Here is a 22,183-nt window from a genome sequence, read left to right as displayed (position 1 = left end):
GCGAGCAGTGACGGAGACATCATTGTCATGCTCTCGAGTCTATCCAGCCCCTTTATTCAGCCGTCACGCAGACGGATCGGCTTATGGGCACCGATGTGGAGGTGCCTAGACTCGATCGCATGACTAACCAGATGAGCGCTGATGAGTGAGACTGGCAGCGCCCCGACAGAAACACCTCAGGTGGATCACTGGCTTGATCAGGACGCCACCACGAGCGATCCGCGGTCGCGGACTGTTCTGCGCAGCATCGCGCTAAACCATTCATTGAGGCGATCGGCCTTCCTCTCTCTCTATGCTTCCGCAGGAATCATGGGTGCTCTCGGAGTGTTGGTTCTCGCTTCTCATTTCACTCCGGCGTATACCTGCTGATCCTCGCCGCGGCGTTAGGAACGACCGGCGCGGCAGTGCACTTGAGACACCGATCAGACCCGGTACCGCAGTACGCCAAACTTCACACGGGGCGCGCACCGTCGACGGCGAAGCGCGGCTGGGCTGTCGTTGTGGTTGTCGGCGCCGCATATTCGGCTGCCGTAACGTATCTGGCGATCTCCACCGGCGCACCGGGAGTTTCCGCGGCCATGATCGGGTTGATGGTGATCCTCGCGTTGACGGCCGCCATCGTGGTGATCCCCGGCTGGCATTTCGAGCGCGGCAGCGTCCTCTACCGGCGTCACATCGCCTCCCGACCGGACATCCGGCACGAGCTCGAGAAGATTGCCGTCGGCCGCACACCTGGTGGCTTACCGTTCGGGCCCCTGTGACTGCGACAGGGGATCTTCGCTTCCGAGCTTGGCCCTCATCCGGCATCACTGCGAGTACATGCGTGACACGGGGACGAACATCACGGATCAACCGAAGCCTGCACGACGGCTACCCTGTGGGAGTTGTCATCAACACATCAAGTAGGTCACATCTACATCCCATCACCTCAATGCCTTTTCTAGGTGCTGCTCTTCGCCGCGAGGCGCCTGGGTATGTCAGAGACCGGTGACGTCGACGTCCCCGAGGTTCGGTCTGCGCTTGAGATAAGCAGTCAGGAACACCACGGTCGTGGCCAGGATGGCTGCGATGATGGCGACCCAAATAGCTGGTAACTCGGTGAAGCCTTTGAGTGCTGCGAAGAACAGCGGCCACATGAGCAGCCAGAACAAGGGATTCATCAGCCGGCTCCGCAGGCGGGACCGCCGGACTGCGGCTCCGTGATGACGGGAAGCGCTTTGGTCCTGGTACTTATCGGATGCACTCATGATTCTTACCTTCGCATGACTAGTGGTGCTGCCAGATGCTGTGCAGCAAATGTTCCGTTGTCCTAGAGAACGCTGGGCTCGTGTGCGGCGTCAGGATCGATGGTGGTCATAGTGGAGAATACGGATGCGGTTGCGGGGGCGCTGGATGCCTCGGGTCGCCCGCCGTCAGGTGTAGAAGGATCGGACGGCGAGAACAAATACCGGCGCTGCCGCCCACCCGCATCCTTTGACTGTTGGTGTCGCTTCAGTCGTGGTGGGCGAGGCTTAGATGCTCATCCACCAGGACCTCTTTCCGATGTCCTTGTTGATGTCTTCCATCCAGGGGTCATACTGCGCCCGCGCCCGGTGCAGGCGCTGCGGGTTCATACCGTACCGCTGCGGGTTCTTCGCTGCGGTGTCGAGAAGGGTCCACCTCTGGCTGTGAGGCTTCAGCTTCTCTCCCGGCCGGATCCTCACCCCGTGCTGCTCGATATGACTCACCACGGCGCTCACCTTCGGGGTGTCCCGGCGTGGCTGTCGCACGTAGAGCTCCCACCGCCAGAACCACCAGAACAGTACGCAGGTCAGTACGACTACGAGTATCGCAATCAGAATCTCCACTGCTTCACTCACTACTGTCTCCCCCGATGGATTAGACGCTGATCGCCGCTCGACTCAGCATGAGGAAAGTATCTACCAGCTTGCGCCGGAGGTACTGCTCCAGGCGCTCACTTCGGGCCTTGGTACTGCTCCCTCAACCCCTCGTCTTCCCACTGACGTTTAAAAATGCCTTCGTTGGTGGTGTCGGACTGGAACCCCAACTCGGTGGGTGTGGCGACGAGACTGCCATCAGCACTTACCACCCGCCAATCCAGGCGCACCAATGACTGGAGATCAATTGTCGGCATGATTTCCTCCCAGGCACGGTACTGGATCGCCTCCAGCTCAACAGGATCGTCGGTCGTCGTACGAAGCCTGACGTCCATGAAAGTGCCCGCCACGCCGCCACCCTTCCGCCATTCCGTCTCGACCTCGGCGACCCCTTCCACTAAGGAAAGAGTGTCCACGTATCTGCTGGTGATTTCCTCCTCACTTTCGCTGGAGCGACACGAGGTGAGCATAAGCAGGACGAGCAACAGGGATGTCAGTTTGGTGACGGTGCGCATGAGACCTTTCAGGTGGTGGTTCTACTAACCGGGCAGGTGACCGACACCAATAGACCCGGGTCTACCTGCTCTGATGCACTGTCACCGCCGTCACCCACGACATGGCTTCAAACAGAAGCCACCTGGTGGGTCATTGCGCGATGCGTGCAGGATTCTCGCGGTTGCGGCACAGACCTGCTCCGACAAGAACGACTGGTTCAGTGGTATTCCTATTCAAGCACCACAACGACCACTGGAAGTGCCGGCTCCTCCGCCGCTCCCGCGCTCCCGCCGGTCCCGCCCTAGCGCTGGTTTAGCCGGTCCCGCCGAGCACTATGACGGCTATGCCGGGGCCTATGATCGTCGTCGAATTTCAGTCGCGCAGGTAAAAAACGCGGACGAACTCAGAAATGTCAGGAGAAAAGCGTGACCTATGACGCAGCACGGCACCAACGCAAGCTTCAGATGGAGGAGGAACACCAGCGACGCACGATAAATGGGGAGAATCTGATCCTTTCCATCGGGGAGGACGAAGAGCCCTATCTCTACACGCCTGAGCAGTACGGCCCTGGCAGGGGCGGCCTCGGTCCAAACTTAAGCGGGAAGGTGGATTGGACGGTGTATTTCGCCTTCTCCTTCGTGATATTCGGATTCGCTGTGGTGCTGACCGTCCTAACGTTCCGTGATACAGGATCACTAGGGGCAAGCTGGTTACCGTTCCTGCTGAGCGTCTTCCTAATATGGGTCGCGCAGCACTACATGCGTCAGGAATACCGGGCCGATAGGGCCCGCAAGGCAGCCGGGCTGCCAGCACCCTCGGAGAAAACCTACTGGTGACAGACTCAGACCCTGCTGCCGTTGCGGCCATCGAGTCAAGACAGAAGTACCGGAGGATCCACGCTAGCTAGCGCACAGGAACACATGAGGCGGCACGACGATCCGTGACCGCAACCAGTATTCCCGCTTAGGGATCCTTGACCGAGCAGGTGGCTGGGGCTGGTTAGCGGACTGGGAAGTCACCCTCGTAGTCGTTCCATGTGGCGCATCATGAGCTCTTGAAAGTCCCGATCGAACCCGTGCTGCTCGTAACGGGCGGTCTTTTAATTCCAGTGATCCTTTTCGAGCTGCAGCAGGAACGCAGTTAGTGCGAGACGGATATAGAGGCCGCGGCTGCGGCCTGTGTGCTCGGCCAGAGCTTCGATCCGTTTGATGATGTCTGGTGGAAGTCGCACGGAGACGACCTGTCCGGACGGATGCGGGTGCTGCTTGCTAGTAGCCACGTAGGCCTCCCCTTGTCATTGGTAAACAAGGTGTACAAGCGGCCACTGACAACGAAGCACTCCCCCACGACCCACACACAAGCGTTGCGTCATGTCTAGACCGTTGATCACTCCTGATGCGAAAGCCACGAATGGACCCTGAAGCAACGCTTTTTCAGGGCCGATGCGCTGTTGCGTTGGGGTATACCCCAACGCAACATGCTCTACGTCCGAGTGAGGCCTGTATCAACCATCAGTGATGGTATTGGTGAACTACGGCGTGACCTTTGCCTCGGCTGATGAGCCACCGGTTCACCGGCGTTGTGATGAGGAAGGCTAGTGCCAGGGACGCCGCGAGGGCGGCCAGAACAGGATGGACGCAACGCCGGCGTCCATTGCGCCTGGGATAGTCAGCATCGCGGTGTTGTCTGTGATCTCCATCACCGCGATCGAAATGGTGTCGGCTGCGAGGGCGACCTTCACCGCGCTGCGCCAACTCACACCGGCCCGCAGGACCCCGCGCATAGTGAGCGCGTATCCGAAGACGAACGCCAACGCATCGCCAGGGCAACCGTGCCCAGATGATGCAGACCAAGGCTGGTGCCAATGACCATGCCCAGCACTTCGCCGATGGCGCACCCCGTCAGGCAGTGCAGTGTCGCCATGGCTGCCATCGACCATGACGTCCCAGCACCCCCGCCATGCCCAGCATGTCCTTCATACCCTCCGTGATGTTCGCTCATTGGTGCTGTCCCACTCATTGATTTCTCCATCCTGACCTCGAGTAACCGCCAGCGTCGCCGACGACGAACCCTTTGACTCGTATACCCCTAGGGGGTAAAAAATAAAGCAAATACCCCTTAGGGGTATCAAGTCAGGAGCGTTTCTTTCCTCTCAGGAGTTGTCATGCCAGCGAAACCCCATCCATCAGCGACCGGCGCAAAGTCCGGTGCCCCGGCCGCAGTGAATAGCAGGCGCCTGGGGTTGGCGTTACTGGTGGTCGCCAGTGCTCAGCTGATGTTGGTCCTGGATGATTCCATCGCGAACATAGCCCTGCCCTCGATCCAGAACGAACTCGGCATCACACCCGCGAGCCTGCCCTGGGTGATCAACGCCTACATCCTGGCGTTCGGCGGTCTGCTCCTGTTCGGAGGAAGGCTCGGGGACCTCTTCGGCCGGCGTCGGATCCTACAGATCGGCATCGGACTGTTCACCCTGTCCTCACTAGTGGCCGGCCTCGCACCGGCCGGACCAGTACTCGTCGCCGCCCGCGCAGTCCAGGGACTCGGAGCGGCACTGACTGCGCCGAACGCACTGGCCCTGATCACCACGACCTTCCCTGCCGGGGAAGCGCGGAACAAGGCACTAGCCCTGTACGGGGCGATGTCCGGTCTCGGCGTGACCGTCGGACTACTGCTGGGAGGGGTCCTTAAAGGCACGCTCGGCTGGCGGTGGGTGTTCTTCATTAACCTCCCCATCGGCCTCGCCCTGCTCGCCGGAACCCGCATCCTCGTCGACGCACCCCGCCACATCGGACGACTCGACCTCCCCGGAGCCCTCACCGGCACCGGCGGGATCACCGCCCTGGTCTTCGCCATCATCCACGGAGGCGAGGCAGGCTGGTTCGACCTACTGACACTGATCGCAGTCACCCTGGCCGCCGTTCTGCTACCGGCCTTCGTCATCATTGAATCCCGCAGTGCCGACCCGATGCTCCCCTTGCGCCTGTTCGCCGACCGCAATCGGACCGGTTCCTAGCTCGGCATGCTGTTCGTCAGCTTCGGCCCCATGGGCACCTTCTATCTGCTGACCCTCTACATGCAGCACATCCTCGAATACGACCCCATCCGCACCGGCCTGGCCTGGTTGCCCTTCGGCGCAGGCATCATCATCTCCGCCGGCACCGCCTCGAAACTCGTCGTCCGGTTCGCTCCCCGCACGGTCGCCGTCGCCGGGATCCTCATCTCCACCGCAGCGATTCTCTGGCTGTCGACCATCACCCCGGATTCCGGGTACGTCCAGCACCTCATGGTCGGGATCTTCGCCGTTGCCGTCGGCTTCGGCTTGAGCTTCGTCCCCTTGACCCTCACCGCCGTCACCGGTGTCCGGCCGGAGGACTCCGGAATCGCCTCGGCGCTGCTCAACGCAGCCCAGCAAATCGGCGTCGCCCTAGGCATCGCCGCCCTATCCACCATCAGCATCACCACCACAGAGAACCGGCTACCCAACGCCCTTGCAGCGCTCTACGACGCCCGAAGTGCGAGCGATCCTGAAGCTGTAACAACCACCAGCCAAGCCATCGTCGACGGCTACACCACCGCCCTAAGCAGCGGAGCAATCATCCTCGCCACCGCAGCCCTCATCGTCGCCCTGCTGATCACCGTCCGCCCACAAATCGACGACCAGCACCGCAGCTACAACTGAGCTCGGAGATCGAGGCGCCTCCATCGACCTCGGCACTAATGAATGAGGTTATTGCGGAGCCCGCACCCGGATGACCGTGCGCGGATCGCATTGCGTCGGGGTGTACCCATACGCAACGCTTCCGACGCTGATTGGGTGAATTGATAGGGCGCCTCGAGGCCGCTGACCGGCTTTCACCAACAGCTGGGTCTTTCCCAGATTATCGGACCGGATAGCTAGGACTTGCGGTCACGCTCAGGAGCATCGTCGTGGAATGGTTTGCCGCCGCTGGAGAAGTCCCAGAGCCTGAGCTTGATCGCCTCGAACCAGTCATCGAGGTACTCGTCCACCTTGCCGTGATGTTGCACGTAGGCGTCGTTGAGGCTCCCGGCTCCGCCCCGCAAAGTTGGTCCGACCCATTCACGCGCCGCCTCGACGTCAGCTTCGGTGGGGTCCGCCCGCAAATCCAGCGCCATCGCCTCGTACTGCTGCGCCAGAGCTGGAAGACGCCGCACCCTCAACAGGGAGCCGAAGGCCAGCATGTCGAGACTCACTGCGTGCAGGTTCGTCGCCAGCGGGTCTTCCACCTCAGACCCTGACGGATAGCCGACCCAGCTCCTATTACCCGCGAGAAACGCCTTCTGGGCCAGATTCAGGGCGTTGTACGCGTCGTTGCCGGGGAACCTCGTGTCCTCCACCAGCTGGGTCAACAGCTCGTGCGTGCCCACCATCCGACGCTCCGTACCCGGTCCGTCCATAAGGGCATACGTCCAATCGTGCCCCCTGCCGAACAGCTTCTTGGGCGTGCGTGCGATCGCTCTGATCTAGCGTTCCCGATACGTCATGCCAACCTCGTGTCTCCTCCGTCGCCCCTCACGCCACTGTACGAGAAGTCCTTCACTTCCTCTGAGGAATCAGCTGTCTAGCAAAACCCACCGGTGCTCAATCGGTCGGGGCTGGTCGACAGGGGTGAAGGAGTTGGCGCGCCTCTTGACCACTTGTGCACGGCACAAGCTCCCCACGCTCCGCTGCTTGTCCCGCACACACCTGGACAGCAGGAACCAGGAGCCTGCCTGCACACACCCACCACCTCACCGACACTCGAAAGATCACCTCGAGCGAGCGGTAGGCGTGCACAGCCTCCTACCAGCATGGTCATGAACAGCACGATCTGGTTGATCCGGCACGGCCGATGAGGCTTTCGAAGGCGTTGAAGGCTGGCATTGGGTCATCCACCTGTGGGCGGGTGGAGCCCGAAGGGTGAGCTCAAAGCCATCCACCTGTGGGTGAGCCCCATCTCGCGGGGCGCGTGAGCAATTGTACAAGCGCATGGGCGCCCTACAAATGTTGGTTTGTAGATCTGTAGATGTATAGAGATTTGCACCCCGTCGTGTCTATCTGGTGAACGTGACGTGGATCGTGCCGCTCTCGGCGACTTCGGTCCTCACTTGGTGTGTCTGTTCCAGGCCTCGAAGGTCGTCCCACAGACGGGTGCCTCGGCCCAGGATGATCGGTGCGATACCAACGTGCAGGTCATCGACGAGGCCCGCGCGAAGGAAGTCGCGCGCAGTGCGTACCCCGCCCCCGACGCGGATGTCTGAGCCGTTGGCTGCGGTGGTTGCCTCGCCGAGTACCTCCTGGATCGTGCAGCTGCGGAAGTGGAACGTCGTTGCGCCGGCCATCTCGATCGAAGGGCGGGGTGCGGTATGGGTGAGTACGTAGACCGGGCAGCCAAACGGCGGCTTATCACCCCACCACCCTTTCCAGTGAGGGTCATCGGGATGCGCGTGCAGGCCGAACATGCCCGCGCCCATGATCTCGGCGCCGACCTCAGTGAAGAACGCCGCGGCGTACGACTCGTCGACGCCGGTCGTTCCCTCCTCACTGGTGTCTCCGAAAACGTTCCGCCGGACTGTGCGCGTGGCCGCGTACGCTGCGGTGAGCGGTCCCCAATCCTGGCCCATCGGCTCCTCCGTCGAAGGGTCGGCGGCGGTGTACCCATCAAGCGATGAGAAAAGGTCGAGGCGAACTCGGGTCATGCCAGGTCTCCTTGATATCGGTGCGGGTCAAACAGATGCCGAGACGATCCGACTGACATTCAGCGGCCGTTCGCTGCTCGCTGCTCGCCGAACCAACAGTGAAAGACGTTAAGTGCGCCTGGACGTAAGCTCACTGTCCGAACGCGTCGTAGGACGATACTCCTGGTCGTAGGACGATACTCCTAAGGGTGGTCCTGATGGATGACCGGTGCGTTTTCTCGTAGCTGGTTCAGCGATTGGGGGCTGCTCGGTCTGGTTCGTCCTCTGGGCGCCCGGCGTACCATTCATGGAACTCGGAGCACCGGCCTGAGTCATCAAAGCGCAGGAACCAGATGTTGTCGTATGCCGTGACCACTCGATCAGTACCTGGTTTGTAGAAGACCGTCCGGCCATGAGCGACGACTCGGTCGCCCTCCACGACGACCGGATAGTACTTGGCGTCAAAGGACTCACCGATGAAGGCGTCTCGCTCACTCATCCACTCAGCAACGATCTCCAAGCGTCCTGATGCTCGCGTCTGGAAGGGGTAATGCCACACGGCAGCTTCCGACCATAGGTCGGCGATCGCTCGTTCGTCATAGCTCTTCCACGCGCTCACATACCCATCAAGCCACTTCTGCGCCGCGGCCCTCGTCACCGACGCCTGTGCCGGCACTGGCGGTATCTGTGTGGTGTGCCAGGCGGGTTGCTCCAGGAAGCTCGTCATCGTCAGATCGTAGCCAGGAATCCACCGCCGAAGTCCGCCCGTAAGCCGCTCCACCCGTGAATCAGCCATCTACTTACCAGCGACGCCGACGGTTCCACCATCCAGTCACCTTCACCATGTATCCGCGCCACGAAGCCGGCGGCATTGCTGCTGCGCGGCTGTAGCACCCGCCAGCTCTTCACCTCAACCGGTATTCAAGCACCAAGCCGACGGGCAGGTCGCCGGCTGGCTTCCTAGGCTAAGAGGACAGAAGGGGACGATGGCGGAAACGGGTGACCGCCACTGGAGGGCACCGTGAGTACCGCTGACGAAAACCAGCACAGTGCAACCTTCGACGCCCTACAACGTGCGGGGTTCACTGTTGGTGAGCTGTGGCTGTACTACCTGAGCATGGGCGGCAGCATGGACGAGTTCGAGGTCAACGCCTACCTCCACGGACTCACTCACCTGCCAGCCGTCGACCGCGACATGCTCTCGCAATCGGTCAACGAGATGTACGACGATATCTGCCGCAGCCCCCGCGCCCCCTACAGCAAACCCTGATCGGCCAGCCTCCTGACCACGTGCGCTCAGCACAAGCCCCGACCAGGCGACCATGCAGCAGTGGCAGCGAAGGGAGTGCCCTCAGGGGTGAAGGACACCGACCTTGGACCTTCGCGCAGGCACTCCTGCATCCGGGGTGCCTGCGCGCAAGGGTGGGAAACTTGTTGTCATGGGGGATGTGAGAGGACGCAGTACATCACTGCGGTCTGAGGAGTATGTGCAGGCTATCGAGCGGGCGTTTGCGCGTTGTCCGAGTCTGAGCGGTTTGAGGTTGCTCTCGGCTGAAGCCCGGCTGGGTTTCGCGACCGTCCGGTTCGAGGGCCCGGTCGATGATTTCCGGGGACCCTACGGTGCGATGGTGCGCCTACCAAAGGAGCAGCACGATGACCTGTGGAACCGGTACGTTGACGATCGGAATGCCACGGTCGATGACTGGGCGCACGCAGGTATTGCCATGCGAGCAGTCCGAGCGCACACGCTCAGCCAGGACCACGACCGCGGGTACACCCTCGACGGTGTCTGGTGGATCATCAACGACTGCCTCGACATTCAGTGAAGACCGCCCGACCGGGTCAGCCCACCGTCAGTTCTGTACCTAGGCCATCACCGTTGAGAATGCTGGCACACCGATGGCTAAGCCAGACGTGAGCAGTGTGCACCCCATCCAAACTCCGACGAGGGCGCTGGTTGGCCCTTTTTGTCGACGCGATACGGGAAGGAGTACAAGGAGTCCGATCATTTGAACTACTCCGAGAACGGAGAGCATGGGTGCCTGTAAAAGAGCGGCCAATGGTAGGAAATGCAGGGCCACGACCATCGCAACCCACCAAGCGACCCATCGGCCCTGGTGAAGCCTCAGCAAGTATCGAGCTCCGAGACCAGCAGCCACTACCTCCCCCACCACCAGAACCCCAAACCAGTGGTAACGGCCCTCCAGTGCGCTCGGGGATTCCCAGGTACGCCACACCATGATGCCGAGCCCTACGGAGATCAAGACCCCAAGGATGGACCCAACTCCTAACCAGAGGGCCCACCGCTTCGGTGGAGCTTCTTGGGCCCACCCGAACCACACCATCGTCATCAATCCGAACCACGCACCGGTGAATAATTCGTCCCGTAGATACTCCGTCGCGATCATGAGTCACCCTAACGCAGCAGGGAATGTGGCTTCCGGTATGCCGGTGGGTCCGATGGTGTGGGCTGGTACTCAAGACACAGCGGCACAAGGCCGCCCGATCGAGCATCTACTGTTCGTGCGCTCATGGATCGGTAGGACGACCTTCTGCCGGTACCGCGGCAAAGACGTGCGTTGTCGGCTGTCCCGTTTATGGTGACATCAAATGCATCCGAATCGAGCAGTGTCACAAACAGCCGAACCACTCCACCGCGTGGCTCGCCCTCATCGCCGGTAAGCACGGCAAGGGCTCCCGCCAAAGCAAGTGATGGGGTGCAAAGCTGCAACGCGCCGACGAGTCAACAGCCGAGCAACTGGTCAACGGATTAGGTCGGCACTAGTAAGCGGCCGCAATCAGCGGGCGAGCTGGCGGGCCGAAATAGCCAGCCGACGGGGGCGGCCGCTCCGGCCACGCATCTCTGACCTCTTACCCCTTACCAGCGGCCCTAAGAGAGGCGTCGCAGACCGCTCGTACCAAAAAATGCTCTTCACCGAGTGCTTTCGATGATTTCTCTTAGTGCTGCGGTGTGTCCTTCGTAGGCGCGGCGTCCCCGATCCGTGAGCGTGAGTCGCAGGCGTGAGCGTCCTGCGCGGGTTATCTGCTCCTGGTGGAGGTAGCCCTGCTCGGTCAGTTGGGAGATGTGCTTGCTCAGCGCGGACTTTGAGAGTCCGAGCCTGTCTTGCAGTTCCCCGAACTCCACATGCGTCGCCGTACTGGTGATCGCGCAGATCTGCAGCCGGTGACGTGCATGGATCAGGGGGTCGAATAGCGGATCAGACACGAGCGGTCGCCCTACGGTAGCGGCGACCCATCTCGAGCGTCGTCGCACCGCCACTTATCCCGGCGATGAACCAGAGCCACGACGCACCGAAGCCGATGGCCAACACTGCCGGAACGCCGACTGAGACGAGCAGCGCCATCATGAACGGAAAGGCCGCCGGACCGTCCGGCCACACGATGCCGTACCCAGGCCTGGTAAACACCCAGCGCATGCCAACCCCTGCGATCGCTATGAAACCGACAGCCGTCACGACCCGGGCCGGATTGATGGGAAGGATCTGCGCCCAGCAAATCACCGTCACCAGGACCGCCTGAGCGATGAAGAACCGCCACGGCAACGGTGGGTTACGCGTTTGCTCCTCGGCCTCCTTCGCCGCGTGTAGCATCGCACGCGCTTCATGGCGATCCGGTGGCACACTCCCGCCTGTTTCCATACAAGAAACAGTATCAGTGTGTTTCCATAGAGGCAACAGTAAGGATCCGAAAATTGTGGGGCCGACTGCTCAATCCATCACACCTCTGAGCGAGGGTCAGCCGAGTAGTCAGCGCAGGGCGCGCGTCGCTCGAGCATGCATGCCGGACCCCCACGTACGCTGGTTCGTGTTCTTGTCGACATCCCTAGTCGGACGAGCGCTTGGAAAGGGCCCTCCCCGCTCACGCGGGAGGGCCCTCTTCTATTACCTGTCTGGCCGGTCGAGGATGGCGTGTCCGGTGACCAGGATCGGAACTACGAGTCCGATCAGGCAGCGAGCCACCCTTACGGGCACCGGCAGGGACCCTCCCTACGTCTCGGGTGATGGGCAGGTCATTCACCTGTGGGCGAGTGGAGTCAGAAGGGTAGGGCTCAAAGTCGTCCACCTGTGGGTGACTCCCAGGGCCAGTTTTCCTCCCGTGCGGCGCAGAAACCAATCAGAGATGGACCCGAGACGGTGTGCGGGCGCGTCAGTGTGGGTTCAAGAGAGGGGGTGACCGTTAGTGGTGGTGATTGCTATGGTCAGGGCCACACGGCGCTATGAGGCTAGCGCCGACGAACGAAGTGAACGAATGCACATGATGGACCGTCCCGATGAACTCGATCCAAGCCAGCCCTTAGGCCCCTACACTCCGTCGACTGGCCACATAGGCAATGAAGATCGCGCGGAAGCGCGGATGACGGATCCGGCCGTCACGCGGACAGCACACCTGACGGCCGAGTCCGCGGAACCATCCCAAACAGATCGGCCGGCTGACGTTGGCTCGGTGTGTCCGACCGGGACCTTTACCTATCAGCTGGCCACCGGCGAACTGCAGTGGTCTGATGAGACCTACACGATCCACGGCTATCACCGCGGCGAGATCGTCCCGACCTACGAGCTCGGGCGCAGCCACGTCCTACCGCACCAACGCGAGCAAGGGCAAGCATTCTGGGAAGACGTGGTCGCTCTCGGAGGGCCACTTTCCACCTACCTCACCCTAGAAGACGCAGCAGGCCGCTTCCACCAGGTACTCGTCACCGGTAATACCATCAGCGAGCACGGCGACGTCACCGCGATCTCAGGTCTCCTGGTCGACTTGACCGCCTCTATTCGTGACGACTCACATCGCCTCGCCCACGAAGCAGTCGCAGCATCAGCCCGGGCACGCAGCATCATCGAACAAGCCAAAGGCATCATCATGGGCCAGACCGGCATCAGTGCCGAAGACGCCTTCCGTCTCCTCAGCAGACGCAGTCAGAACACCAACCGCAAAGTCAACGAAGTAGCCCGAACAATCGTCAACAGCACCTCACACATCAACGAAGCCGACACGCACGCCCTCTTCGCTGCCCGCGCCATCCTCGACACCTTCTAACCCACCCCGACACAAGGCGAACCCAGCACGCTCACCCAACCATCACCTCCCGTTCAGCAGCGTTGAACCGGTGAAGGGACGTTAATCCGGGAAGATGAAGACGGACGCGAAAGCACCATAATCTGCGATGTCCGTTGAGCCGCCAGCGCCAGGTTGCATCATGCACGGCAGCCGCTGGGATTCGAAGAAGCCGGCGTCATGCTGCTAGCAAGGTTTTCCCTGGGGTGCCGGCATGAGGACAACGCTTAGCGCCACCGCTCTGGACGCTCGTTTTAAGCCACAGAGCTGACGCCTGCCTCACGACGCCTGACGTGGCGTCGGGTGTCATGCTGCCGTTGAGTGGAAGGGCTCGACGTCGTGTGGTCCTGTTACGGGGATTCCGTGGGCAGTTAGTGCTTGTTCGATCAGACGGCGATGGCATCGGCATCGACGTTCGGCGCACATCAGAGCCACCCGCCCATGTCCGGCTTCGCGGATGACTGCGGCAAGACCTGCCTGGAAAGGCTTGGATTGCATATGCCGTTCAAAGCCTCGATCACTGGTTCCTTGCAGGAGGTGTTCGACGGTGAGGCATTCATGCTCCCTTGCTCCGCTGAGGACCTCGATCCGGCGATAACGGATGCCCTGACGGATGAGAGCGGGTCCGAGAACCGAGGGCGCGAAGTCGGGGCGCGCGGGCAAATCTGGGTAGGTTCGGACGTCGATGAGAACTGAGGCGTCGAGAGAGCGCAGGAGCTGGGTGAAGCTATCCATGCTCCGGCGCCCGTGACCTAGACCGATGATTCCGTGTGAGCCCTCCATCGTGCCGCCGTCCTGCTCATCAACCTGCTGCGCGAGTCGTCTCGGTCCTGATGGTGGGTAACTGGCCTGTTCCTGGGTAGGGCTTGGCCGAGATGATGGACACCGTGATGTCCCGGCCGGTTGGTGCACGGTAGGACGATGCTTCCCCTGTTTTCAGACCGTGGATCGCGACGCCGAGGGGGCTGCGCTCACTGAAAACCTGCAGGTCCTCATTCGCGAAGATTTCCCTGCTTCCCATCAGGAACGTCTCCGGGTGTCCGTCGATGCACGCCTCGACGATCATGCCGGGCTCAACGACGCCATCATCGGCCGGCTCGTGGAGGCGCACGTTCTTGAGGGTTGCCAGGAGTTGCCGGATCCGACTTTCGGTGGCCTCCCGCTCCACGACCTCCTGCTGGGTTCCCCGGGTGTCGAGGAGCCTATTGAGTTCCTGCTGCAGGCGTGCGTGGGCATCCGGGGTGAGCCAGGTGACGTTCTCAACGGGGTACAGCATTTTCCACTCCTCAAACACAGAAGACCGCCCCCACGAACGGGAACGATCGGAACAAACGGCTAAAAGGTATAAGTCACAATCCTAGCCCCTAACTTCTTTTTAGCAATTCCGCCCGCCGGTACGCCGCGCGCACCAACCGAATCTGTCGGACTGGCTTAAAAAATAGAAGCGCGTATGGTGTTGAGTACCGAGGCGGAAAGGTGGTGATCTCGGTGTCCGGAAAATCTCCCAGAAGTGTGGGCGCTAAGAAACCAGGGAAGTCGATCCTGGAAAAACGGGCTGATAAAAAGATGAAAGCAAGCGCCAGCGACACGCTGTTCGCGAAGCCCCGTAAGAACCAGCGGTAGCATCAACGGACCACTCGTCCGGTGATGTAGACAGCCCTGGATCCCTGTCCGCGCAACGATCTTTGCCGTCGTCGTGCGTGACTTACCAGGAAACCGGTGATGATCGAGGAGTCGGGTGCTGGCACAAAATCCCTGTGCCGGCACCCGCTTCTCGGTGCACATTTATAGCTCTGTGTCTGTACAAGTGGTGAAGCGCCCGTACAAGCATTCCTCAGCAAGCGATGGTAAGACTCATGCCTGCTTCACGCCTGACGCGAAGAAGACGTCCGACAGACCGTGGTGAAGAAAACAGGGCGTTTACCGGAGCACTTATCTTGCTGATTCTCTTCACGGCATGGATGCTTTCCGTCTTCACTCGACTGGGTTTCGTTTTCAGCGAGGAATATTTCCCAGTCAATCACGGGATTGCGATCGTCATTCTCACGGGGATGCTCGGCTCCGTTGGCCTGTATCTGGAGCTACACGACGCTCGGATCCGCACAGAAAATCCCGAGCGTTGAACACCAGGACGACGCACACCTCCACGTGCTTACGGTCATTTCCCTGTAAACCACCCCTGCGCTGCAGTGAGCTCCCTGACAACCACGTCACGACACTTCGAGGCAGCCGGCATCAAGTTTAACGAGGCACCCGCCGGCGAGGGTCGCTACCCCGTGCATACGGCCTAGCGTGCATACGACCTAGATGGATGAGGGGGTCGGTGACAAGCAGGATGAAGGTACTTGGTTCATCGGTCAGGCGCAGGATGAGCTCAACGCTTCTGGCTCCGCCACGGCCAAACTCGAGGAACTACGGGCCGCTCTGATCTTGCGCTGGCGATCCCCGATCACAACACGGCGGCGACACCGGCAAGATCCGGACAGACCCCAAGAGAGCGCTCTCTTAACTATGTGACCTGTGACACGATAATCGTGCCGTAGTCCTGCCCCCACCCGTAGTCCACGCTCTTCACCTTCAAGGCCTCAGGGCTCGCCTCGACGATCTGCACGCTGATCGGCTCACGACGGTCCGCGATGGACAACGCCCACGTGTCGGCCAGATAGCTCAGGCCAATGCTCTCCAGGACGTAGGACGCATCGTATTCATCGACAGGCTCCCCGAGTTCGTACCCGAAGACGGTCACTGGCAGGAACAAATCGCCGTCAGGAACGAGGTACCCAAGTAGCTCCCCGTCGTCCTGCCGGTAGTACGCCGCCCACGATTCAGGAATCATCCTCCGATCGTAAAGGGCCTACACCGCCTTCGCTGATCCATCCCCTGTGGGACGGTCCACGAGCGTCCGCCGCGTGGGATCGGGTTTGCACCTGCCGCAGCGTCATGTGGTCTGCTCGAAGCACGTCCCGTTCCGCTCCGAAAGGTTCCCCATGCACCCGTTCCCGGCCCCACCCCGACAGGTCCTGATCGGTGACGCTGCTGCGTTCGTCGGCATCACTCCCCGGGCGATCCGCCACTATCACCAGGTCGGATTGCTTCCCGAGCGGGAGCGGGGCGGCGACGGCCGCCGCCGATACGGCTACGAGGAAATCATCCGGCTGCTTTGGATCCGACGCGTGGCCGACGCCGGGATAGCGCTCGACGACATCCGCAACGCCTTCGACGGCGCCGCACTAGGCAGTGGCGACGGCGAGGACGAGATGGCAAGCGTCCTCGCTCGACTGGAGGACACCCTCGCCGCCCAGGAGGCCGAGTTGCAGCGAAAGCGCGCCTCCGTGCAACGCATGCAGAACCTCGGCAGTCGGTTGGGCTTGCTCGACGGTATCGTTTCCGGCCGCCTCGAGGGCGCACCCGAGGGATCGCTACGCCAGGACGACCTGGACGTCCTGCTGGTCACCGAACGGATCTTCGGCCCGCTCGGCGCCGCCGTCCAGGCCGGCCGCTTCCTCGCTCTGGCCGCCGATCCGGCACTGCGGGCGGAATCCGACCGGATCGACGCGGCCGAGGAAGCCCTGGACGACACTGTCCCCGTCGACGACCCCCGCGTGGCGCAGGTAGCGGCCGAACGGCACGCTTTCGAAACCGCGCTGATACGCGTCATCGAGGAGTCCGGCCAGCTGGAGGAGGAGGACGCTCTCTTTGACGCTTGGGAAGAGCTGCACCCGCCCGAGGACGCCGACGCAGCGCCCGGCCCCAAGCCGGCAGAGGCCTACCGCGCCAGAAGCGCGGCGAAGGTCATCCAGAGCATGCCCTACGACTTCTCCCCGGCCCGCCTGCGCTGCATGGAGCTGGCAGTGCAACTCGGAGCACCCGAGGCGCCGGAGCCGACGTCTTGAATAGGGACTACAGATGTCCCCATGGGGGTCAGCTTGCGGCACAAAGTGACCGGCTAGGGCAGGTAGTGGAGGGGAGGAAGCTCTCCCCACCCGAAACTGCTCTCGGCGATAAAATCCTGAAGCTCTCTCTGCACGAGACGCACGAGGGCGTCAACGCCATCGTCGGAACGGAGACTGCCCGATCCGCCCTCCTCGCCCAGTATCTTCCACCTGACCCAGGCGTCGTTCGTCTTAATAGGGGTATCGGAAGGAGATTCCTCGCCCCGTCAGCGACCCGCTCCAGCCAAAACATCAACGACCGCAGTTCTGTAGGACAGAGCATCGACTCGAAAATGGGCTCGAGGAGTCGCTTCATATCTTGCACGTAGATCGCTTCGGTCATGTGCCCACGAGAGAGACACCAGAGCTGCCGGCGCCTAACTCACCGGTTCGCAGGGCGATCCTGCTGCGGGACGGATGTCCTCCTACTCGTCGTGGTTGTCGAGTAGGAGTATGAAGGAATGTTGTTCTCTCCGTGCAGGGACCTTGCGGCCGCCCAGTGGATCGTGGCGAGTAATGAACACTGGTGGGATCTCGTGACGTTAGGCCCGACTGGTTTTCCCGCGTATGCGAGACTGCGGTTTATTCCAGATCCGGCCTATGAGGGTCAACCCGAACACGAGGGTGCATGCCGGAGCAGCGGCCTGCCAGATGACGCACCCTCGGAGTCCGAGCAACTTCGCATCGCGGTGGACGTGTTGCTGCAGCACGCCGGCTGTCCTAACGAGGGGTATCTGCTGATGTGGGATGGATGGGGCGAGGATCAGTTTCCTGCCTCCGTGCTGCGCACACCCCGTGTGGTGACCCCAAATCGTGAGTACTACCTCTGCAGGGTGTCGCTCCCGGACTTGGTCTTTGGTGCGGTCGGAGACTCGTGGTCAGCCGAAACTGGTTACCCCATGCCGAGCCCCGCCTTCATTTGGCCCTCAGACCGGGCCTGGTGCGTCACCTCGGACGCTGCCCCCCACTGGGCTGGTATTGGAGCTGACCCTGCGGCAATCGATGCGCTCCTGACTCAATCGCGTCTCGACGTGGTCCGGGTCGAAGCGAACGAGAAGCTGCCCTTCTACCAGTAGAGCTATCAGACCGGGAGATGCACTCGAGGTGCCCGCAGCAGGGTCCTTCAGCGGGGGCCGGGGTTCGAGGCCTGGACGGTGATGGCGGTGGTGCTGGCGATGAGTTGGGCGATGATCAGCCAAGGGTGCACTGTGCCTAGGTAGAGGGCGAGGAGGAGTGGGGTCATGGCGAGGACGGTCATGTCCGTTCCGCGCAGGAGGGAGGACATCTGATTCCTTGGGACGGGGCCGAAGGGGGTCTCTACCGGTGGTGTGGTCCAGTCCGTCGGGGGGCGTGTTGCTGCCCGGGTGGCTCCGGCTCCCATGCCGGCACCCGCGAGGACACCCAGAAGTACGAAAACGGGAGTGCCGGCACCGAGTACCACCAGTGCCCCGGTCAGGGCGCCCGTCCACGTTGCCATCGCGAGTGCGGGCATGAGCGTCCGGCTGCACCGCACCAGGGCCGGGCTGATTGGCAGGAGCGTGTCGAGTTCGGCGGTGACTGCTGTCTGCCGCGCGACGGTCCCTGTTCCTGCTGTCACCAGACACCCGGCGATGAGAATCACGGTCAGTTGAAGGACCACAGGGAGGGTCGGCGTCATGACGGTGACGCCGACGCTGAGCCCCAGCCATACCAGCGCAGCGGTAGGCGGTGGTTGCACGCGCAGGAAAGCCACGACGTCCGCGCGGACCAGGGCGGCCAGTGGCCCGCGGGTATGCCGTCCGTAGTAGCGCGAGCCGCGGAAGCTGACGTGTGCGGAGGGCGCAACCATCAGCGAGCGGCGAAGCTCGTTGAGGTCGACGAAGAAGATCGATGCCGCTGCATGGCCTGACACCGCACCGCCACGCTGCAACTCGGTGCCGTGCACGTCGCCGACGCGGGGTACCAAGTAGGCGAGGAGTGCCGCGGCGAGGCTAGCAACCAGGACAAGGGGCAACACGGTGGAGGTGATGAACGGTAGGGCGGCTATCGGGAGGAGAGCGAGGAATATCCCTGCCCGCCGTCCGGTGGTCGCTGGTGCCAGTTGCAGCACTGCTGCGCCGGTAACAGCGACGACGCCACCGCCTCCGAAGGTCACTGCTGCGATTCCGTGCGCCGAGGGTGAACGGTCGAACGTGGTCAGGACACTGAACGGCACGTAGGTGATCGAAGAGATCGACCCGACGGCGACCAGTCGCGTGAGGAACGACGGAAGGACCATGGGCCGGCGATCGATCGGTAGCGGCAGCCACCACGCAGCCTCGGCCTGACCGACGGTGACAGGTCCCAGCTTGCGGGCCAGCACCACGACTCCGACCAAGGCCAGATACGCCACCACCATGCACAAGATCCCAGCGGGCACCACCTGTGACTGCTCGGCCACCAGCGTGGAGTCGCCGATGTTCCTCGCCGTGATTTCCTCGCGCAGCGCCACGACGAGGGACCCGACCATCATCATCACGCAGACAGCTGCCAGCGCGTTCGAGTACACATCGACGAACAGATCGCGAGTCGATGATCGAGCTTTGTTGTACTGCCGGGCTGCACGCCGGGTCGAACGGACGACATCCCGTGGAAGGAGCACCGAATCAGCATCGGGCGTTGCCGGTCCTGGAGGTGCTGCCGGAGAGTCAGGCGCCTGCAATGATCTGCGCTCCCCGCTCAGTGCCCACCGTCGTCACGGTCTCGTCGATCACCAGACACGACGTCGCCGTCCTGACCAACAGGCGGGGGTCATGGGTGACCACGACGACCGTGGTGCCGGCATCGGCCCGCTCCCGGATCCGTCGGGACAACGCGTCGCGCATCACCGGGTCCAGACGCTGCTCGGGCTCATCGAGGAACAACAGTGATGACGGACGGATGAAACCGGCAGCCAGCAGCAGACGCCGACGCTGCCCGGAAGACAACGCATCGGGAACCGCATGGGCACGGTCCGCGATGCCGAAGTAGTCCAGCTCGGCATCCACGGCCTCCTCGGGAGCGCCCACCGAATGACCCCGAGCAACCAGGAGCAGATGTTCCCGTACGGTCAACGACGGGAAGAACACGTCCTCGTCGAACACCGTGGCGACCTGCCGGCGGAACATCACGGCATCGGGCATCACCGGTAGGCCATGAACCCGCACATCCCCCGCCACCGGGTCTTGACGCCCCGCCAGTGTGCGGACGACGGTGGACTTACCGGCACCGTTGAATCCCACCACCGCGAGAACCTCACCTCTTGCCACACCGAGGTTCACCTCCCCACACACGGGAGTGCCCCCATATCCGACCACCAAACCAACAGCCTCAAGCACATCCCCCACACCAGCCATACCCCAACCCTAAACAGCAACCACCAGCCCCCCCCCCCACTCAGGGCCCTCCCGCCAGACAAAACTCCCAGTCGGCTCATACAAAAAGGATTCTGGAGCACGCTCTTACAGAAGTCCGCTAGAGGATCGTCTACCGGTACGTTCCTGTTTCAGCAGTTTCGTCGTGTAGTTAGCCCGGCTAAATCCTTACGACATGTTCGAGATAGTCGCGCTCTTCAGACTCACAAACTCACTCATTCGCAGGTCCGTGTGTCAGAGGTGCATGTGGACGTATGCCCACCGTCCGCCAAGATCGGCGCGCAATACTCGCAGCATCTCGCTGATGACATCCCCAGTTGCGCCATCGGTCACGACCGCGACCCGACCGATGACCGCTGAACTGGTCGTGTCCTGATCACCCATCAGGCCACGTTCACCGCAGGACGCGCAGCTGAGCACCGGCTCCCTTCCGCCCTCGTACCAGGCTTTGAAGGAAATCCAGAACACGTCCTCGTCGAACTTCTCTCCGCATGCGCGGCACGACGGTGGGCCGGTACCGTCCATAGCGAAGAAACCTTGGTCGTTCCCCTCAGTGGTATGTACGACGGCGATCGTTCTCCACGGAGTCCGTCGTGAGCTGGGGCTGTACTCGTGCCAGGGCGCTTGCCACGCTGGGCCGGGCCGGTCGACGATCGCGTCGCGCCAGAGATCGTCCCCGGCACGTTCGTCCAGCTCGGCAAGGCCACGCTTCCGCAGGAATGTCCTGACCTCGTGCGCCCTCTGTTCGGCGGTATCGGCGGTGGCGTCGAGGTCTACGAATTGGTCGCGGTGATCTCCCATGCGTCCTACTCTCGCGGCAGAGCCGCGGTCAGTGTCAAGCGATCACGGGCCCGGTGAACAAGTCGTGGGCGGGTGGAGCCCAGAGCTGTCCACCTGTAGGTGAGCCCCACCTTGCGGGGCGCGTGAGCAGTGGTACACGCGCAACGGCGCCCTACACATGTCGGTTTGTAGATCTGTAGATACATTGGTGTCTGCCCCCGTCTTCTCATCGCGTGGTTGTGACATGGATCGTGCCGCGCTCGGCGACCTCGGTCCTCACCCCGCGACATGCTCTCGTAGTCGGTCAACGAGCTGTGCGACGATATCTGCCGAAGGCACCGCGCCCCCTACAGCAAACCCTGATCGGCCGGCCTCCTGACCACGTGCGCTCAGCACAAGCCCCGACCAGGCGACCATGCAGCAGTGGCAGCGAAGGGAGTGCCCTCAGGGGTGAAGGACACCGACCTTGGACCTTGCGCGCAGGCACTCCTGCATCCGGGGTGCCTGGCGGCGGGAATGGGAGACTTCTTGTCATGGGGGATGTGAGAGGACGCAGTACATCACTGCGGTCTGAGGAGTATGTGCAGGCTATCGAGCGGGCGTTTGCGCGTTGTCCGAGTCTGAGCGGTTTGAGGTTGCTCTCGGCTGAAGCCCGGCTGGGTTTCGCGACCGTCCGGTTCGAGGGCCCGGTCGATGATTTCCGGGGACCCTACGGTGCGATGGTGCGCCTACCAAAGGAGCAGCACGATGACCTGTGGAACCGGTACGTTGACGATCGGAATGCCACGGTCGATGACTGGGCGCACGCAGGTATTGCCATGCGAGCAGTCCGAGCGCACACGCTCAGCCAGGACCACGACCGCGGGTACACCCTCGACGGTGTCTGGTGGATCATCAACGACTGCCTCGACATTCAGTGAAGACCGCCCGACCGGGTCAGCCCACCGATTGTGGTCTTCTCCTACCGGACTGTGAC

21 protein-coding genes and 2 pseudogenes are annotated in these 22,183 nt (G+C 62.1%); 7 read left to right on the top strand and 16 right to left on the bottom strand.

Annotated elements, in window-relative coordinates:
- Window positions 1-500 precede the first annotated feature (500 nt).
- A complete protein-coding gene (locus tag FNH21_RS08450) occupies window positions 501-761 on the top strand; it encodes a hypothetical protein (protein ID WP_152814324.1) in 261 nt (86 codons plus the stop codon).
- A gap of 216 nt (window positions 762-977) precedes the next feature.
- Here FNH21_RS08450 and FNH21_RS08445 read toward each other — a convergent pair whose 3' ends face one another.
- From FNH21_RS08445 to FNH21_RS08435, 3 genes are all read right to left on the bottom strand, one after another.
- On the bottom strand, window positions 978-1,160 hold the full coding sequence (locus FNH21_RS08445; protein ID WP_152814322.1) for a hypothetical protein: 183 nt from the start codon (window positions 1,158-1,160) through the stop codon (window positions 978-980).
- Between the two features lie 351 nt (window positions 1,161-1,511).
- The gene (locus FNH21_RS08440; protein WP_152814320.1) at window positions 1,512-1,859 is read right to left on the bottom strand and encodes a hypothetical protein; all 348 of its coding nucleotides are present in this window, start codon (window positions 1,857-1,859) and stop codon (window positions 1,512-1,514) included.
- A gap of 95 nt (window positions 1,860-1,954) precedes the next feature.
- Window positions 1,955-2,392, bottom strand: coding sequence for a hypothetical protein (locus FNH21_RS08435; RefSeq protein WP_152814318.1), 438 nt, complete (start codon window positions 2,390-2,392; stop codon window positions 1,955-1,957).
- 405 nt (window positions 2,393-2,797) lie between these two features.
- On the opposite strand from FNH21_RS08435, the gene FNH21_RS08430 reads away from it, so the two are divergent.
- Window positions 2,798-3,208 (top strand): hypothetical protein, encoded by a 411-nt coding sequence (locus tag FNH21_RS08430; RefSeq protein WP_152814316.1) that lies wholly within the window; start codon window positions 2,798-2,800, stop codon window positions 3,206-3,208.
- A 263-nt stretch (window positions 3,209-3,471) separates the two neighbouring features.
- On the opposite strand, the gene FNH21_RS17510 is transcribed toward FNH21_RS08430, so the two are convergent.
- Both FNH21_RS17510 and FNH21_RS08420 read right to left on the bottom strand, forming a co-directional pair.
- A complete protein-coding gene (locus tag FNH21_RS17510) occupies window positions 3,472-3,603 on the bottom strand; it encodes a ribbon-helix-helix protein, CopG family (RefSeq protein ID WP_422108766.1) in 132 nt (43 codons plus the stop codon).
- A 363-nt stretch (window positions 3,604-3,966) separates the two neighbouring features.
- Window positions 3,967-4,295, bottom strand: a pseudogene (locus tag FNH21_RS08420) (DUF4396 domain-containing protein).
- Between the two features lie 241 nt (window positions 4,296-4,536).
- On the opposite strand from FNH21_RS08420, the pseudogene FNH21_RS17410 reads away from it, so the two are divergent.
- Window positions 4,537-6,054, top strand: a pseudogene (locus FNH21_RS17410) (MFS transporter).
- A gap of 215 nt (window positions 6,055-6,269) precedes the next feature.
- On the opposite strand, the gene FNH21_RS08410 reads toward FNH21_RS17410, so the two are convergent.
- The 3 genes from FNH21_RS08410 to FNH21_RS08400 all read right to left on the bottom strand — a co-directional run bounded on the left by FNH21_RS08410 (window position 6,270) and on the right by FNH21_RS08400 (window position 8,778).
- Window positions 6,270-6,764, bottom strand: coding sequence for a hypothetical protein (locus FNH21_RS08410; RefSeq protein ID WP_152814312.1), 495 nt, complete (start codon window positions 6,762-6,764; stop codon window positions 6,270-6,272).
- A 663-nt stretch (window positions 6,765-7,427) separates the two neighbouring features.
- Window positions 7,428-8,072, bottom strand: coding sequence for a dihydrofolate reductase family protein (locus tag FNH21_RS08405; RefSeq protein ID WP_152814309.1), 645 nt, complete (start codon window positions 8,070-8,072; stop codon window positions 7,428-7,430).
- A gap of 229 nt (window positions 8,073-8,301) precedes the next feature.
- Window positions 8,302-8,778, bottom strand: a complete 477-nt coding sequence (locus FNH21_RS08400; RefSeq protein WP_191931771.1) for a nuclear transport factor 2 family protein — start codon at window positions 8,776-8,778, stop codon at window positions 8,302-8,304.
- Window positions 8,779-9,072: 294 nt separating this feature from the next.
- Between FNH21_RS08400 and FNH21_RS08395 the strand changes: the two genes are divergently transcribed.
- Window positions 9,073-9,321, top strand: coding sequence for a hypothetical protein (locus tag FNH21_RS08395; RefSeq protein WP_152814305.1), 249 nt, complete (start codon window positions 9,073-9,075; stop codon window positions 9,319-9,321).
- Between the two features lie 1,662 nt (window positions 9,322-10,983).
- Here the strand turns inward: FNH21_RS08395 and FNH21_RS08390 are convergent.
- Complete coding sequence (locus FNH21_RS08390) at window positions 10,984-11,277, bottom strand: transcriptional regulator (RefSeq protein WP_191931770.1); 294 nt, start codon at window positions 11,275-11,277, stop codon at window positions 10,984-10,986.
- Entirely contained in the window at window positions 11,270-11,710 is a 441-nt protein-coding gene (locus FNH21_RS08385) for a hypothetical protein (RefSeq protein WP_152814301.1), read from the bottom strand. The genes FNH21_RS08390 and FNH21_RS08385 overlap by 8 nt, the downstream gene beginning before the upstream one ends.
- 610 nt (window positions 11,711-12,320) lie before the next feature.
- Between FNH21_RS08385 and FNH21_RS08380 the strand changes: the two genes are divergently transcribed.
- The gene (locus tag FNH21_RS08380) at window positions 12,321-13,106 is read left to right on the top strand and encodes an ANTAR domain-containing protein (RefSeq protein WP_191931769.1); all 786 of its coding nucleotides are present in this window, start codon (window positions 12,321-12,323) and stop codon (window positions 13,104-13,106) included.
- A gap of 324 nt (window positions 13,107-13,430) precedes the next feature.
- On the opposite strand, the gene FNH21_RS17505 is transcribed toward FNH21_RS08380, so the two are convergent.
- Window positions 13,431-13,859 (bottom strand): DUF488 family protein, encoded by a 429-nt coding sequence (locus tag FNH21_RS17505; protein ID WP_191931768.1) that lies wholly within the window; start codon window positions 13,857-13,859, stop codon window positions 13,431-13,433.
- 67 nt (window positions 13,860-13,926) lie between these two features.
- A complete protein-coding gene (locus FNH21_RS08370) occupies window positions 13,927-14,400 on the bottom strand; it encodes a GreA/GreB family elongation factor (protein ID WP_152814295.1) in 474 nt (157 codons plus the stop codon).
- A 580-nt stretch (window positions 14,401-14,980) separates the two neighbouring features.
- Between FNH21_RS08370 and FNH21_RS08365 the strand changes: the two genes are divergently transcribed.
- Window positions 14,981-15,247, top strand: a complete 267-nt coding sequence (locus tag FNH21_RS08365) for a hypothetical protein (RefSeq protein WP_152814294.1) — start codon at window positions 14,981-14,983, stop codon at window positions 15,245-15,247.
- A 386-nt stretch (window positions 15,248-15,633) separates the two neighbouring features.
- Here the strand turns inward: FNH21_RS08365 and FNH21_RS08360 are convergent, their stop codons facing one another.
- Window positions 15,634-15,960 carry a hypothetical protein gene (locus FNH21_RS08360; protein WP_152814292.1) on the bottom strand — a complete coding sequence of 109 codons (327 nt, stop codon included), beginning with the start codon at window positions 15,958-15,960 and terminating at the stop codon, window positions 15,634-15,636.
- Between the two features lie 151 nt (window positions 15,961-16,111).
- Here FNH21_RS08360 and FNH21_RS08355 point away from each other — a divergent pair, with 151 nt between their 5' ends.
- The gene (locus tag FNH21_RS08355) at window positions 16,112-17,017 is read left to right on the top strand and encodes a helix-turn-helix domain-containing protein (RefSeq protein ID WP_152814290.1); all 906 of its coding nucleotides are present in this window, start codon (window positions 16,112-16,114) and stop codon (window positions 17,015-17,017) included.
- A gap of 1,162 nt (window positions 17,018-18,179) precedes the next feature.
- Here FNH21_RS08355 and FNH21_RS08350 read toward each other — a convergent pair.
- The 3 genes from FNH21_RS08350 to FNH21_RS08340 all read right to left on the bottom strand — a co-directional run bounded on the left by FNH21_RS08350 (window position 18,180) and on the right by FNH21_RS08340 (window position 21,228).
- Window positions 18,180-19,676, bottom strand: coding sequence for a DUF6297 family protein (locus FNH21_RS08350; protein WP_191931767.1), 1,497 nt, complete (start codon window positions 19,674-19,676; stop codon window positions 18,180-18,182).
- A gap of 46 nt (window positions 19,677-19,722) precedes the next feature.
- Window positions 19,723-20,400 carry an ABC transporter ATP-binding protein gene (locus FNH21_RS08345; protein WP_191931860.1) on the bottom strand — a complete coding sequence of 226 codons (678 nt, stop codon included), beginning with the start codon at window positions 20,398-20,400 and terminating at the stop codon, window positions 19,723-19,725.
- Window positions 20,401-20,661: 261 nt separating this feature from the next.
- The gene (locus tag FNH21_RS08340) at window positions 20,662-21,228 is read right to left on the bottom strand and encodes a hypothetical protein (protein ID WP_152814286.1); all 567 of its coding nucleotides are present in this window, start codon (window positions 21,226-21,228) and stop codon (window positions 20,662-20,664) included.
- Between the last annotated feature and the right edge of the window lie 955 nt (window positions 21,229-22,183).

This window comes from Arthrobacter bussei (assembly GCF_009377195.2).
In the GTDB taxonomy this organism is placed as follows: Bacteria; Actinomycetota; Actinomycetes; order Actinomycetales; family Micrococcaceae; genus Arthrobacter_D; species Arthrobacter_D bussei.
The sequence above is the reverse complement of the archived record's forward strand: the minus strand, read 5'-3'. Positions and strand labels throughout refer to the sequence as shown.

Excerpts from the sequence above, each read along its gene's own strand:
- FNH21_RS08445 (WP_152814322.1), bottom strand. The coding sequence starts at position 1,160 with ATGAATCCCTTGTTCTGGCTGCTCATGTGGCCGCTGTTCTTCGCAGCA.
- FNH21_RS08435 (WP_152814318.1), bottom strand. The coding sequence starts at position 2,392 with ATGCGCACCGTCACCAAACTGACATCCCTGTTGCTCGTCCTGCTTATG.
- FNH21_RS08410 (WP_152814312.1), bottom strand. The coding sequence starts at position 6,764 with ATGGTGGGCACGCACGAGCTGTTGACCCAGCTGGTGGAGGACACGAGG.
- FNH21_RS08405 (WP_152814309.1), bottom strand. The coding sequence starts at position 8,072 with ATGACCCGAGTTCGCCTCGACCTTTTCTCATCGCTTGATGGGTACACC.
- FNH21_RS08400 (WP_191931771.1), bottom strand. The coding sequence starts at position 8,778 with ATGACGAGCTTCCTGGAGCAACCCGCCTGGCACACCACACAGATACCG.
- FNH21_RS08385 (WP_152814301.1), bottom strand. The coding sequence starts at position 11,710 with ATGGAAACAGGCGGGAGTGTGCCACCGGATCGCCATGAAGCGCGTGCG.
- FNH21_RS08380 (WP_191931769.1), top strand. The coding sequence starts at position 12,321 with ATGCACATGATGGACCGTCCCGATGAACTCGATCCAAGCCAGCCCTTA.
- FNH21_RS17505 (WP_191931768.1), bottom strand. The coding sequence starts at position 13,859 with ATGGATAGCTTCACCCAGCTCCTGCGCTCTCTCGACGCCTCAGTTCTC.
- FNH21_RS08370 (WP_152814295.1), bottom strand. The coding sequence starts at position 14,400 with ATGCTGTACCCCGTTGAGAACGTCACCTGGCTCACCCCGGATGCCCAC.
- FNH21_RS08365 (WP_152814294.1), top strand. The coding sequence starts at position 14,981 with ATGCCTGCTTCACGCCTGACGCGAAGAAGACGTCCGACAGACCGTGGT.
- FNH21_RS08360 (WP_152814292.1), bottom strand. The coding sequence starts at position 15,960 with ATGATTCCTGAATCGTGGGCGGCGTACTACCGGCAGGACGACGGGGAG.
- FNH21_RS08355 (WP_152814290.1), top strand. The coding sequence starts at position 16,112 with ATGCACCCGTTCCCGGCCCCACCCCGACAGGTCCTGATCGGTGACGCT.
- FNH21_RS08340 (WP_152814286.1), bottom strand. The coding sequence starts at position 21,228 with ATGGGAGATCACCGCGACCAATTCGTAGACCTCGACGCCACCGCCGAT.